The following is a 12,687-nucleotide window of genomic DNA, read 5'->3' on the forward strand; positions in this document are numbered from 1 at the left end:
ACATGAACTCCGGGAGGCTAGATGAGCGACGGTCCTTTCACCCCTGATCAGCGCGATACCCTCGATCACCTCGTCGACGGAACGCCGCTCCGGCGGCCGGATGTGAGCGACGCGGCGCGGATCATCGGTTATGCGCAGGAAATGCTGGCCGAGTCCCTGGACCACCCCTATACCCTGCGCACCGCGACCAACGGGCAAGACACGCTGCACGGGCTGCACACCACGCTCACCGCCACCCACGATGCGTTGGAACAGCTGGTCGCGTGGTACCAGCACGCGACGGAACGCGGCGACCTCAACGGCGATACCGCTTCGGTGATCACGAACTTGCATGCGGCCATGAGAGCTCTGGGGAACATCGCCGAACCGTTGCAAGGCGCCGCCGCCGAGGCCCGGCAGATTTCCGACAACGGCACCACGGTCGGCAGCTATGAGGAGCAGGTCCAGGGTGTCATGGCCGAACTGCAACATCGGGGGGCGACGATCCTGCGCGACCCCCTCGCCGAAGACCTGCCCGATCTGGGAGTGGGCTTCAGTCTGCCCGAGGACCCCGAGACCTACCTCGTGCTCTTCGGCCCGGAGTTCGGCGATCTCCCGGTGCCGTTGATGAACGAAAACGTCCACCCCGTTGTGCTCGTCGACTACATCGTCGGCTCGCTCGCTACCTACACCGGACGTGCCCTGCACTAACCCGCGTCACTCACTTGATCACATGGCCGACGCAAGCAATCTTCCCTGACCGATTCGAGAGGGCATCCATGGCCGATACCCCCTACGCCACGCCGTTCCCCGTGCATCCCAAGCCTGGCTACCTGCCACAGGCCGTGCAGTGGACCGGCGCCAACGATGATCAAGTCGCGACCCTCGCACCCGTGGTGGGCTACGACGGCGACACGCTGATCGTGCAAGGCTACGAAGGGAAATGCGGTCTCCAACAGGGCTACTGGGTGGTTTCCATTCCCTACGACAACAGCACCGGCTGCGCCGTGCTAGTCCTGTCCGACGACGAATTCCGGAAACGCTGGAATACAACCGATCCCGAGCGCACAGCGCAGTGACCTACGCCTTGGCGGTGTCCGGGGGCCGTGTAAGCACACATCCGGACTCGGTGCGCCATGACGATTGCCCTGGCGAGTACATGACGAGCCGTATTGCCAACGGCTGGCGCAGGGCCACGACAGGTTAAATCCTACGGTCCCACCACGGCCTTTTCGGCCGTCGCTGCGCCACGCTGACGCAGCGCTGCCGATTCACTCCGGCGAGTGTGTTGCGGTGTGGCACACTCGTTCCCGCTGTGCGTCGAGAATACGGAGGGGAGCTGCTTTGAGCGTCATCATCGGTGACCCAGAGCATCTGGTGGCCCCTGTGGAGTGGCGGCAGTTCCGTCATCCGGCGGTGACCAGTCCGTTGCATCTGGCGGTACTCGTGCGACTCGGGCTGTATACCGAGGAAAGTCAGACACGAGACGAGATCAGCGAGGAGTTCGTTGCCCGCGGCTGGTGCACGCATTCGGAGTTCGAGTCAGTGATGGCCGATCTTTGTGATGGCGGGCTGGTGAGAACCACTGAACTCGTGTCCAATCCCGCACGGCATACCGGTGACGATTGTCCTTGGTGCGCCCAGCATGCGCAGGAATTCGTCGAAGCGTGGCCCCGTTACGAGCGAGCCCGTGCCCGGTGGGATGCCGGCCTACGGGCCTATCCGTTCGCCCCCGCTGCCCGGAAACTTCACCGTGCCAGTTGCCGACACGGGTTTCATTCTGACGGGCCGCTGCCACCGGCAACATCCCTTCGCGCGTTCGCTCATCCTCAGGCTTTCCTCGCGAACCGGCGTTTCGTTCCGCCGGGATGGACAGACGACCCCAGTACGCATACCTACGACCCAGGGCAGCAACTGTCGGTGCGGGAGGCCCGCGCATGGATCCTGGCGCGTACCGGCCCGCAAGGCGGCCGACGCTGGCAACCGTGCAAGATATGCCGACCTGTTGATCCGTTCTTGGTCGACCTACCGGACGAAGACGTGATGTACGCGGTGCCGACCGCACCCGGGCTCACCATCCCGGTGAGAGCCAACGGTGCTCTCGTACGTCAGCTGATGCCCGCGCTCGGTGGCTCTCAGTGGTTCGGCCGCTCCGGCGACCCCGGACTCGAAAGCGCTCACGCACTCCTTCTTGATGCCCTCGGCGGTGCCCAGGCCCTGAAATGCCAGGAGTGCCTTCCCGAAGGCCGAAACGAATGCGGCTGCAGGAACGGCACGGTCTGGCTGCCTCTCGAGGATTGCCACACCGAGATCATCGACGTTCTTGGCCCCGAAGACTCGGTCAGCCGCGCTGAACTGCGTCTGTGGCTCGATCAGTGGTATCGGCAGCACCCAGACCGGCAAGCACCAACGGTCTTGGCCCAAGTACTGGATCGGGATCTCCTCGTCCGCACTGACCTCGCTGAGGATCTTCTCCTGGTTTGACGCACAAGGGGTTCGGCATTTCAGACCAACGCCTCGTTAGCTGGCCACGGGCCGCAGCCCACCTCCATCAGCCATCGCTCCCGTCACGTGGTGCAAGGGCGGGATATTCTCGGGAAAGGTGTGCGGGTACTCGGGATTGCGACGACCGGGCCGAAAGGCTCTGGTGCTCAAGGACTTCGCTCGCTCCTGCCCCGCGTCGTCGCCGCACGACCACGACACGCTCGTCGAAGACCGCCTGATCGAGTAGTGCGATCACGTCCCGGGCCGTCAGGGCATCACGCTACGATCACATCCCAAGGCGGGGGTGCTGGTGATCGGCGTTGACCGGCGAGATCCGGACCGTGATGTCGCCGCTGCGGTGAACGTGGAGGCTGTCCGGGCGGCGCCGAACTTTGTGTTCGTCCCGGCTGACCTGGCCCATTGCGCGGTGGAATCGCTGGTGTTGGACGCCGACGTGGTGTTTCACTTGGCCGGTGTGCCTGGGGTTCGGCCTTCGTGGGGGCCGGGGTTCGTGGAGTACGCCGAAAGCAACATTGTGGCGACCCAGCGTCTGATGGAAGCGGCCGTGCGGTTGAAGGTCCCGCGAGTGGTGCTGGCGTCCTCATCGAGCGTATACGGCCGGACCGGTGGTGCCGCGTCACCGGAGACCGCTGCGGCGGCCCCGTTGTCGCCGTACGGGGTGAGCAAGCTGGCCGCTGAAACGCTGTGCCTGGCGTACGCGCGGCGAAGCGACTCGGCGACAAGAGTGTCGGCGCTGCGCTACTTCACCGTGTACGGGCCGCGTCAGCGTCCGGACATGCTGATCGGCCGGGTGCTCTCGGCGGCGCTGGGGAGCCCGCCCGTGCGGTTGTTCGGGGCGGGCGATCAGCGACGCGACTTCACCTTCGTCGACGATGCGGTGGCGGCCACGCTCACGGCCGCCACCGCCCCAGTAGCGGGCGTGTTCAACATCGGCGGGGGCCGGGCGGCCAGCGTCGCCGATGTTGTGCGCATCGCCGAAGACATCACCGGCACCCGCATCCCCACCCGCCCCGTCGCCGCCCGGGACGGTGATGTGCCCGCCACCTTGGCCGACCCGACCCGCGCTCGTGACGAGCTGGGGTGGCAACCGCGCGTGAATCTGGTCGAGGGCATGACCCGGCACTGGCAGTGGCTCAACTCCGAAGCCGGTCACGCCGAAGCCGCTTCCTGACGAAAGGACCTGATCAGTGCACACATTGTCAGCAGGCTCGGCCACCGAACTGTTCACCGCGGCCTGCCGCTGCCTTCGTACGCGCGGTTCGGCGGTGGCGCCCCGTGGATTGGCCACCACTGAACTCCTCGGCACGCACCTGCATTTGACGCGGCCGCGGTACCGGTTCGTTGACGCAGAACCGGCACGGGTGATCAATGCCGCGTTCGCGGCGGCCGAGGCGGTCTGGATCCTGTCCGGATCCGATGAGCCGTGGATCTTCGACTTCAACAAGCGGCTGCGCCGTTTCACCGACCACGGCCGCCTGCAGGGCGCCTACGGGCCACGGTTGCGGAACTGGCAAGGCCGGGATCAACTGGACGCGGTTCGGCGGCTGTTGGAAGACGACGACCAGTCGCGGCAGGCGGTGATCCAGCTGTTCAACCCCGCTCGTGATTTCTCCGGCAACCGCGATGTGCCGTGCACCTTAAGCTATCGCTTCTACATCCGGTCCGGGCGGCTGGTCATGTTCACACCACGATGCGCGGCCAGGACACGTGGCTGGGCTTTCCCTACGACATCTTCACCACGACCTCGATGCGCGGACAGTGACCTGCCCTGGCGCACACCGCACCTATCCGCGCCCGCGAGCGTCACGCCGGAGCGGCCAACTTCGGCGCCGCCTGCGCCGCCTGCCCGCTGGCCGCGCAGTGCACCACCGCGAAGACCGGACGCACGATCACCGTCAGTGCCCACGAGGCCGCGCTGCAAGCCGGGCGGGCGCGTCAAACCGACCCCGCCTGGCGCGCCGACTACCGCGCCACCCGCCCCAAAGTCGAACGCAAAATCGCTCATCTCATGCGTCACCGCCACGGCGGGCGCCGGGCCCGCGTCCGAGGACTGCTGAAAACAGCTGCCGACTTTTCACTGCTGGCCGCCGCGGTCAACCTCGCACGCCTCGGCATGCTCGGGATCGCCCGCACGGCAACCGGATGGACCACGACCACCGCCTGACCCGGCCCCGGCGGGCCCGCCAGACACGCACGAGCCCCCGTTGTCAGGGCATACCGGCAACGATCACGCCCGAGTCCCGCCACACCACCAAGCCCGATCGATGAGAACCCGCGACCACACCGACCCGCTCAACAAACACAGAACAGCCCCCACAAACCCCCGTTCGACACCAGCCTCCTAGGCGTCTTTTGTGGATAGGCGACTGGCGGAATCACCCCTCGTTACGGCGTCCTCCGGTTCACGCCGGGTGAGCACCAAGGGGGCGTCCTCGGTGATGGCGACCGTGTGCTCGGAGTGGGCCGTGCGTGAGCCGTCGGCCGACCGGATGGTCCAGCCGTCGGCGTCATAGACGATCTGGTCGGTTGTGCGGGCGAACCAGGGTTCGAGCGCGAGGGTCAGGCCCGGCCGGAGCGTGAGGCCGCGCCCTGCCTGGCCCTTGTTCGAAACGTGGGGTCCCTCGTGCATGGTGCGGCCGAGGCCGTGGCCGCCGAACTCGGTGTTGACCGGGTAACCGTAGTCGTGGGCTACCGCCGAAATGTCGCCCAGGCGGTTGCCCGGACGCGCCATCTCGATCGCCGCCTCCAACGCTTCCTCGGTGGCGCGGATGATCCGCAAGTCCTCCTCGGCGGCGGTCCCGACGACGACCGTGCGCGCCGAATCGGCCACCCAGCCGTCGACGCTGACCGCGAGGTCCGCGCTGAGTACGTCGCCGTCACGCAGCGTGTAGTCGTGGGGCAGGCCGTGCAGGACGGCGTCGTTGACCGACAGGCAGATGACGTTGCGGAACGGGCCGCGTCCGAAGGACGGCGCGTAATCCCAGTAGCACGACTCCGCCCCGCGCCGTTTGATCATGCCGCGCACGTGGTGCTCCAGGTCCAGGAGATTGATGCCCACGTCAGCGAGCTGGCCGACCTCGGAGAGTATTTCGGCGACGAAACGCCCGGCCACCTGCATGCGTCGGATCTCCGCAGGCGTCTTCAGTTCAATCACGGATACCTCGCGTCACAGGGTGTTGGTATTACTATACCGGCACCCTAACACTTGCCGGTATAGTAATACCAGTCATATCCTGGGCGCATGGTCCGCCAACCGCTAACACCTGATCAGATCGAAGCAGGCAGGCGTCTCGGCGCCCTGCTGCGCCACGCGCGAGCGGGACGCGACCTAGCGGAAGTCGCGCACGCGGCTGGCATCTCGCCGGAAACCCTGCGCAAGATCGAGACCGGACGACTACCTTCTCCCGGATTCGGCACGATCATCTGCCTCGGTGAGGCGCTCAACCTGCCGGTGCAGGAGTTGGCAGCCACCTGGCGCGGCAGCGACCTACCGCTGGAAGCCGTCTTGTAGCCGCTGCTCCACCCGTCCACGGAGCATCACCCGTGAGCGTTTTTGGGTGCCATAGCACCCAAAAACACTCACGGGTGTTCTTCGATGGGTTCTAGAACTCATCCGGCGAGGTGTGCTAGAACATAGCAATGAGTTCTAGAACAGTTGGAGAGGCGGGGCACCCGGATGGGGGCGCGCTGGATGCGCGGCCGCCGAGCGGGCTTGGCCGGTTCGGCGAGTACGGGGGTCGGTTCGTGCCGGAGTCGTTGGTGCCGGCCTGCGACGAGGTCGAGCGCGAGTTTCGCGCGGCATGGGGGGATTCGTCGTTTCGGAGCCGGCTCGAGCGCGTTTTGTCGGTTTATGCGGGGCGGCCGACCCCGGTGACGCCGGCCTGGCGACTGTCGGCCGAGCTAGGGATCACATTGCTGCTCAAGCGGGAAGATCTCCTGCACACCGGCTCGCACAAGATCAATAGCGTGCTTGGTCAGGCGTTGCTCGCACAGCGGATGGGGAAACGTCGGCTGATCGCCGAGACCGGGGCGGGACAGCACGGGGTGGCCACTGCGACCGCGGCCGCGTGGCTGGGCTTTGCGGCCACGGTGTTCATGGGGGAACGGGACATCGAGCGTCAGGAACTCAACGTTTTCCGCATGCGCATGCTCGGCGCCGAAGTGGTGCCGGTTAGCACGGGCAGCCGGACATTGAAGGACGCGACCAGCGAGGCCCTGCGGCATTGGGTTTCTTCGGTGGATGACAGTTACTACTGCATCGGCTCGGTGATGGGGCCACATCCGTATCCCTGGATGGTTCGGGAGTTCCAGCGGGTGATCGGCGACGAGGCGCGGACGCAGTGCGCGGCTGAGCTGCGTACGGGCACGCCGGACTTCGTCGTCGCATGTATCGGCGGCGGCTCGAACGCGGCCGGCACGTTCGCCGGTTTCCTTGACACCCCCGCCCAGTTGGTCGGGGTCGAGGCGGCAGGTGGTGCCGCGGTCAACGCCGGTACCACCGGGGTGCTGCACGGCTTCAGGACGAAGGTGCTGCAGGATTCGCACGGGCAGATCAGCGAGGCGCATTCGATCGCGGCGGGGCTGGACTATCCGGGCATCGGTCCCGAGCACGCGTACCTCGCCGATCTCGGCCGCGCCCGCTATGTGACGGTGGACGATCACGAGGTCGTCAAGGCTCTGCGCAAGCTCGGGGGATCCGAGGGGATTCTCTGCGCGCTCGAGTCCGCGCACGCCGTCGCCTGGGTGCTCCGCGCGGTCGAGCAAGGTGAGATTCCCCCAGGCGCGACCGTGCTGCTGACCCTGTCGGGCCGCGGTGACAAGGACATGCCAACCCTCATGGAGTCGACCCGATGAAGTCCTTGCGCCACGAGGTCAAGGCTCTCGAAGCCCAGACCCGACAGGTCCGCGACGCCGGGGGCAAGATCCTCGCCCCGTACATCACGGGAGGTATCACCGAAAACTGGACCGACTACCTCCATGCGAGCGAGCAAGCTGGTGCCGATCTCATCGAGATCGGGCTGCCCTTCTCCGATCCGACCCTTGACGGGCCCACCGTGCAACGCGCGTCTGAGAAAGCGCTGCGGCGGGGGGCAACCGTCGAGCGGATCCTCCGCGACGTCGCCGGCCTTGGCCTATCCGTGCCGCTGGTCGTGATGACATACGCGAATCTCGTGTTCCGCAACGGTGCGGAGGAGTTCTGCCGGGCACTGTGCGAGTCCGGGATTGGCGGGCTCATCGTCCCGGACCTGCCGGTCGACGAGGCCGGATCGCTGTCCGAGGTGGCCGGCAGACACGGTATCGACCTGGTCCTGCTGGCCTCGCCGGTCACCCCTCCGCAACGGCAGCAGGTGATCGTCGAGCGCAGCCGGGGGTTCGTCTACGCCGTGAGCCTGATGGGCACCACCGGCGAGCGACTGGAACTGGCGGGTTCCGGACGGGAGCTCGCCACGTCCCTTCGACGCCGCACCGACCTGCCCGTGCTTGCCGGTTTCGGGGTGTCGTCCCCGCACCATGCCGCCAAGGCAGCGCGGTATGCGGACGGCGTCGTCGTCGGCTCGGCGCTGATGCTTAAAGTTCTCGACGGTGCCGGTCCTGAACAGCTCGGCGCCAGTGTTGCGTCGCTGCGGGCGGCGCTGGACACGGCCGACGGGTGAGCTGAGGAGCGGACGGGGTGTTGGGCAGTGATCGCGGGCCACGCACGCCGAAGTACGCGATGATCGCCGCGGACCTCGAGGCCAAGATCAAGGCAGGGATGTATGAGTCCGGCCAGGCACTGCCAGCGCAGCGTGAGCTCAGCACCGCATACGGCGTCACTTTGATGACCTTGCGGCAGGCGCTGCAGGTGCTCGCCGAACGCGGGCTGGTGACCCAGGAGGCCGGTCGGGGCACCTTCGTGACGGCGTCGAAAGCCGTCTACAACATCGGATCGCTGCAAAGCTTGTCCGACGAGCTCCGCGCGCAAGGGCACCCGATCGACACCGTCTTGCTGAGCCGGACCAGGCGCCAGCTACCCGGATGGGTGGCGGTCCGGCTTGGCCGGGAAGCCGGTGCACCGGCGGTGCGGCTCGAACGGCTGCGTCGAGTCGGTGGTGTACCCGCGATCCACCAGGTGTCCTGGCTTCCGGAAGCCGTCGCCGGACCGCTGGCGCACGTCGATTTCACCAGCACCTCGCTCTACGGCGCCTTGGCCGAAACCGGCGCCGTGGTGGAACGGGCTACCGAACGCCTCAACCCCGGCGTGCTCTCGGCTCGTCTGGGCAAGATCCTGGAAAAGCCGACCGGCGTTCCGGTGTTCCTCAGCGACCGGGTGACCTATTCCGCAGGCGACGAGCCGGTGCTCTTCGACCGCGCGACGATCCTGGGCGAGTTCATTGAGGTCCGGACCGATCGTGCCGCGTCCGCGGTATCCGTTCGGTGGACCCGTGCCGGGCAGGAAACGTCGGCGTAGGCCCGCGCCTGGCTCCGATCGAACTGCAGATCGGGCCCGGTGGCGACGCAACTCCGCCACCAGTTCGGTGTTCGCTGTCTGTTCGGCTGCCGGGTCGTCGCGGACTCCGCCGATGGAAATGTCGTGCCCGGAAATGTACGACTCTTCATCGCCTCGCCATGGTTGTCCCGCGGCGCCGGGCTGAAGCATCGGTCAGCGCGGACGACTGGTATCCGGGATCCTTTGTGGACAGTGTGGTGCTGGGTGGGACGATCTCGTCGATCCGGTCCAGCACGTCAGAGGACAGGCGGATCTCGTCCGCGCTGAGCTGGCTTTCCAAGTGCTCCAACGTGCGTGGGCCGATGATCGCTGAGGTCACTGCGGGGTGTTCCAGCACGAAAGCCAGTGCGAGGTGGATCAGGGAGATTCCTGCCTCGGCGGCCAGCGCCGCGAGCGCGTCGGCCGCGACCAGTTTGGCCGCGTTGTCCGGGTTCGTGATGTCGAACCGTGCCGACTGGAGGCCGGACCGGCTCGATGCCGGCTGCGGGCCACCCTTGCGGTACGCACCGGAAAGCCATCCGCCGGCCAGCGGACCCCACGAGATCACCGCCAGTCCGTAGCGTTGCGCGACCGGAAGCACCTCGCGTTCGGCTACTCGCCCAAGGATCGAGTAAGGCGGTTGCTCGCACACCACGCGCTCTCGGCCACGCCTCTCGGCGATCCACTGGCCCTCGACGATCGCCGACGGTTCGAACGTGGAGGTGCCGATGTAGCGGATCTTGCCCTGGTGCATCAGATCGGACAGCGCGCCCAGGGTCTCGTCGAAGTCCGTGCCCGGGTCCGGGCGGTGCACTTGGTACAGGTCGATCCAGTCGGTTCGCAGCCGCCGGAGGCTGTTCTCCACCTCCTGGAAGATCCACCGCCGCGAGTTGCCGCATTGGTTGACCTCCTCGCCGATCTGGAGGTGGAACTTGGTAGCCAGCACCACGTTGTCCCGCCGCCCCGCCAGCGCCTTGCCGACGATCTCCTCCGACTCGCCCTACGAGTACGCATCCGCGGTGTCGATCAGGTTGGTGCCGGCGTCGAGCGCCCGGTGGATGATCCGGACGCTGTCGTCGTGGTCAGGATTGCCCCGGCCACCAAAATTCATCGCGCCCAACGCCAGCGGGCTCACCCTGATCCCGGTGCGGCCAAAGGGTCGATAGCTCATCGTGCCACCTCCAAGGAATTCGCGGAACGGAACGCACACCCGCGGCGCCGTACGAGGCCCGAACGCGGCTCGGCTCATCTCGATCTCGAACCGGGGGAGCCTGCACCTCACGATGTGGGCGCTTTGTTGTGGCGCCCTGCTCCGGCTTCGAGATTGCGGCGGATTCGGTCCCGCGCGACGGCGTCACCGGTGTCGAGATCGGCGTTGCGCACGCGAACCTCGTGCGGGCGGCCGGAGGCCATGACGAAGCGGGGATTCTCCAGGGCGGCGATGTTCTGCGTGGGGTCACCGTCGACGGCGATCAAGTCGGCGCTCAGGCCCGGGCGCAGACGCCCGGTGACATCCTCCAGTCGGCAGACGCGGGCGGCGACTTCGGTAGCGCTGGCGATCGCCTGCCGTGGCGACATGCCGGCGTCGATGAAGGTGTCCAGGCAGTCCACGTAGCGTTCAAAGTGGACCATCGGGATCCCGGCGTCCGTGCCGGCCGCGATGATCGCACCGAGGGCGATGAGTCTGCGCAGGTTGCCGACGACCGCATCTCGTTCGTCCCATGGGCACATGTAGTGTTCGGTGGTGCAGGCAGTGTTCATCGCGGGACTGACGGCGACGCCCCGTTCAATGATCATCGCGGCGATACTGGGGTCGTACTGGGTGCCGGTCCGCGTGACCCAGCCGCAGTGCTCGAGGCAGTCGACACCGGCAAGAACGGCCCGTTCGATGCCCTCGGTGCCTAGCACGTGGCTGGTCACCGGAAGGTCGCTGGCGTGCGCCTCGGCGACTAGGGCGCTGAGTTCCTCGACGGTGTAGCGGGCTTCGGACGGATGGCTGCCGGGTGTCATGAACCCGCCTGTGGCCATCACCTTGATCAGGTCCACCCCTTGGTCGGCGTGCCGGCGCACCTGTGCCCGGACCTCGTCGACGCCATCGGCGATGCCGCCCATAGACCAGCAGTGGCCACGGGTGACGGTGATCGGTGCGTTCGCCACCAGCATCCGGGGGGTGGCGTGCGGCAGGGTGACCAGCAGGTCCCGCACCTCGGTGCCCAGGGTGCCGGGTGAGCCGAGGTCGCGGGCGGTGGTGACGCCCGCGTCGAGCAGCCGCCCGGCATTGGCCACCATCAGTCGCCGCAGCGCCTCATGGTCGGACGACATCTCGTTGAGATCAGCGTCGGACGCCGGATCCAGGCAGAGGTGCACATGGCAGTCGATCAATCCCGGCATCAGGGTGGTGTCGCCGAGGTCGGTGACCGCCTCGGCGGTGCTCGCCCAGCTCGGCGCGGAGCTGCGTGGTCCGGCATAGGTGATCGTGTCGCCCTCGGCGCACACGACCGCATCGTTGATCAGCGGTGCGGTCGCGTCGGTCAGGAGCCGCGCGGCCACGAGGATGCTGCGGGGGGTCATGCTTGCCTCCGGCACTCGGCGATCGCGTTGCATACGAGATCGATGTCTTCAGTGGTGTTGTAGTAGTGGAACGCGATGCGCAAGATCGACCCGCGTGGCGAGGTGACGATCCTGCGGGCGGCCAGGAACGCTGCCAGCGCCTCGGGGTCGGGGTCGACCACCGCGACCTGTGGTCCGGGCTTGGCATCCGGTGCCGGCCCGCTCAGCGTCTCGCCTGTTTCGGCCAGCCGGGCACTGGTCTCTGCGACCAGGTTCTCGACATGGGTCCACCGGGCGATCGGGTCGACCTGGTTGAGGACCTCGATTCCGGCCCGCACCGCGTACACCGTGGGGATGGCCGGGGTACCGGACTCGAACCGGCGTGCCTCCTTGGGGACGTCGAGGCTCGTCGGATCGAAATCGAACGGGTCGACGCGACCGAACCAGCCGGTCATCCGCGGCGGGTGCTGGTCCGCGACGCCGGACCGGGCGAACAGCACCGCGATCCCGGCGAGACCGAGCAGATATTTCAGCGTTCCGGTGATGAGGTAGTCGCAGTCGATCCCGGCCACGTCGATGGGGACCACTCCGGCTGCCTGGTAGGCGTCGACCAGCACGCGCGCCCCGACCTCGCGCGCGTGTTTGGCGATCTCGTTGACCGGCTGGAGGGATCCGTTGGCGTAGAGGGCCAGCGGGATCGACACCAGCCGGGTCGCGTCATCGATCTGGGCGCGGTACGCCTCGACCACGCCGAGCGTGCGCATCGCGTCGTGACTGACCCAACGGGTCTCGCCGTCGCCCCGGCGCTGCGCGTGCAGCACCTGTCCGACGCTGGGGAACTCGGCCGCCATCGACACGATCACGCCACGGTCTGCGAAGTCCACCGCGTTGGCGACCTGGAACGCGCCATGAGATGCGGAGGGCACCAGCGCGATTTCGCTCGCCGACGCATTGAGGAAGCCCGCTGCGGTAGCGCGCAACCGTTCCACCTCGGTCATCCACGCACCCCACGGGGCACCCTGGTCGCGCACCAGGTACGCCATCTCGGCCAGTGCCGCGGTGACGCTGGTGGCGATCGCGCCTTGACTGCACGAGGCCAGGTGCGTGGTGTCGGCCAAGCTGGGGAACTGGGCCCGGAACCGGTGAGGATCCATGTGTCACCTCCGTGTGAACAACGCGTAGCTGTG

Annotated in this window: 12 protein-coding genes and 2 pseudogenes; 10 read left to right on the top strand and 4 right to left on the bottom strand. The window is 67.1% G+C overall.

The features are described from left to right. Positions 1–21 precede the first annotated feature (21 nt). The 6 genes and pseudogenes from ACRXBZ_RS38435 to ACRXBZ_RS38460 all read left to right on the top strand — a co-directional run bounded on the left by ACRXBZ_RS38435 (position 22) and on the right by ACRXBZ_RS38460 (position 4,648). Positions 22–690, top strand: a complete 669-nt coding sequence (locus ACRXBZ_RS38435; protein ID WP_433883269.1) for a hypothetical protein — start codon at positions 22–24, stop codon at positions 688–690. Positions 691–758: 68 nt separating this feature from the next. Next, a complete protein-coding gene (locus tag ACRXBZ_RS38440; protein ID WP_433883270.1) occupies positions 759–1,058 on the top strand; it encodes a hypothetical protein in 300 nt (99 codons plus the stop codon). 265 nt (positions 1,059–1,323) lie between these two features. Beyond that, positions 1,324–2,463 carry a hypothetical protein gene (locus ACRXBZ_RS38445; RefSeq protein ID WP_433883271.1) on the top strand — a complete coding sequence of 380 codons (1,140 nt, stop codon included), beginning with the start codon at positions 1,324–1,326 and terminating at the stop codon, positions 2,461–2,463. Between the two features lie 304 nt (positions 2,464–2,767). Continuing rightward, entirely contained in the window at positions 2,768–3,655 is an 888-nt protein-coding gene (locus tag ACRXBZ_RS38450) for an NAD-dependent epimerase/dehydratase family protein (RefSeq protein ID WP_433883272.1), read from the top strand. 190 nt (positions 3,656–3,845) lie between these two features. Further along, a pseudogene (locus tag ACRXBZ_RS38455) lies at positions 3,846–4,148 on the top strand (thymidylate synthase); the annotation flags it as partial. A 185-nt stretch (positions 4,149–4,333) separates the two neighbouring features. Then, entirely contained in the window at positions 4,334–4,648 is a 315-nt protein-coding gene (locus ACRXBZ_RS38460) for a transposase (RefSeq protein WP_433884101.1), read from the top strand. 177 nt (positions 4,649–4,825) lie between these two features. On the opposite strand, the gene map is transcribed toward ACRXBZ_RS38460, so the two are convergent. Beyond that, on the bottom strand, positions 4,826–5,638 hold the full coding sequence (map, locus tag ACRXBZ_RS38465; protein WP_433883273.1) for a type I methionyl aminopeptidase: 813 nt from the start codon (positions 5,636–5,638) through the stop codon (positions 4,826–4,828). Between the two features lie 87 nt (positions 5,639–5,725). Here map and ACRXBZ_RS38470 point away from each other — a divergent pair, with 87 nt between their 5' ends. From ACRXBZ_RS38470 to ACRXBZ_RS38485, 4 genes are all read left to right on the top strand, one after another. Beyond that, positions 5,726–5,995 carry a helix-turn-helix domain-containing protein gene (locus ACRXBZ_RS38470; protein WP_433877665.1) on the top strand — a complete coding sequence of 90 codons (270 nt, stop codon included), beginning with the start codon at positions 5,726–5,728 and terminating at the stop codon, positions 5,993–5,995. A gap of 128 nt (positions 5,996–6,123) precedes the next feature. Beyond that, positions 6,124–7,338 carry a tryptophan synthase subunit beta gene (gene trpB, locus ACRXBZ_RS38475; RefSeq protein ID WP_433883274.1) on the top strand — a complete coding sequence of 405 codons (1,215 nt, stop codon included), beginning with the start codon at positions 6,124–6,126 and terminating at the stop codon, positions 7,336–7,338. Then, a complete protein-coding gene (trpA, locus tag ACRXBZ_RS38480; protein WP_433883275.1) occupies positions 7,335–8,138 on the top strand; it encodes a tryptophan synthase subunit alpha in 804 nt (267 codons plus the stop codon). Before trpB ends, trpA begins: the two co-directional genes overlap by 4 nt. Before the next feature lie 17 nt (positions 8,139–8,155). After that, entirely contained in the window at positions 8,156–8,932 is a 777-nt protein-coding gene (locus ACRXBZ_RS38485) for a GntR family transcriptional regulator (RefSeq protein WP_433883276.1), read from the top strand. 145 nt (positions 8,933–9,077) lie between these two features. On the opposite strand, the pseudogene ACRXBZ_RS38490 reads toward ACRXBZ_RS38485, so the two are convergent. The 3 genes and pseudogenes from ACRXBZ_RS38490 to ACRXBZ_RS38500 form a co-directional block, all read right to left on the bottom strand. After that, a pseudogene (locus tag ACRXBZ_RS38490) lies at positions 9,078–10,121 on the bottom strand (aldo/keto reductase). A 107-nt stretch (positions 10,122–10,228) separates the two neighbouring features. Further along, complete coding sequence (locus ACRXBZ_RS38495) at positions 10,229–11,521, bottom strand: metal-dependent hydrolase family protein (protein ID WP_433883277.1); 1,293 nt, start codon at positions 11,519–11,521, stop codon at positions 10,229–10,231. Further along, positions 11,518–12,654, bottom strand: a complete 1,137-nt coding sequence (locus ACRXBZ_RS38500; protein WP_433883278.1) for an aminotransferase class V-fold PLP-dependent enzyme — start codon at positions 12,652–12,654, stop codon at positions 11,518–11,520. Before ACRXBZ_RS38500 ends, ACRXBZ_RS38495 begins: the two co-directional genes overlap by 4 nt. Positions 12,655–12,687: the final 33 nt, after the last annotated feature.

The organism is Saccharopolyspora hattusasensis (assembly GCF_050972075.1).
Classification (GTDB): Bacteria; Actinomycetota; Actinomycetes; order Mycobacteriales; family Pseudonocardiaceae; genus Saccharopolyspora; species Saccharopolyspora hattusasensis.

Excerpts from the sequence above, each read along its gene's own strand:
- ACRXBZ_RS38470 (WP_433877665.1), top strand. The coding sequence starts at position 5,726 with ATGGTCCGCCAACCGCTAACACCTGATCAGATCGAAGCAGGCAGGCGT.
- trpB (WP_433883274.1), top strand. The coding sequence starts at position 6,124 with ATGAGTTCTAGAACAGTTGGAGAGGCGGGGCACCCGGATGGGGGCGCG.
- ACRXBZ_RS38495 (WP_433883277.1), bottom strand. The coding sequence starts at position 11,521 with ATGACCCCCCGCAGCATCCTCGTGGCCGCGCGGCTCCTGACCGACGCG.
- ACRXBZ_RS38440 (WP_433883270.1), top strand. The coding sequence starts at position 759 with ATGGCCGATACCCCCTACGCCACGCCGTTCCCCGTGCATCCCAAGCCT.
- ACRXBZ_RS38435 (WP_433883269.1), top strand. The coding sequence starts at position 22 with ATGAGCGACGGTCCTTTCACCCCTGATCAGCGCGATACCCTCGATCAC.
- ACRXBZ_RS38500 (WP_433883278.1), bottom strand. The coding sequence starts at position 12,654 with ATGGATCCTCACCGGTTCCGGGCCCAGTTCCCCAGCTTGGCCGACACC.
- trpA (WP_433883275.1), top strand. The coding sequence starts at position 7,335 with ATGAAGTCCTTGCGCCACGAGGTCAAGGCTCTCGAAGCCCAGACCCGA.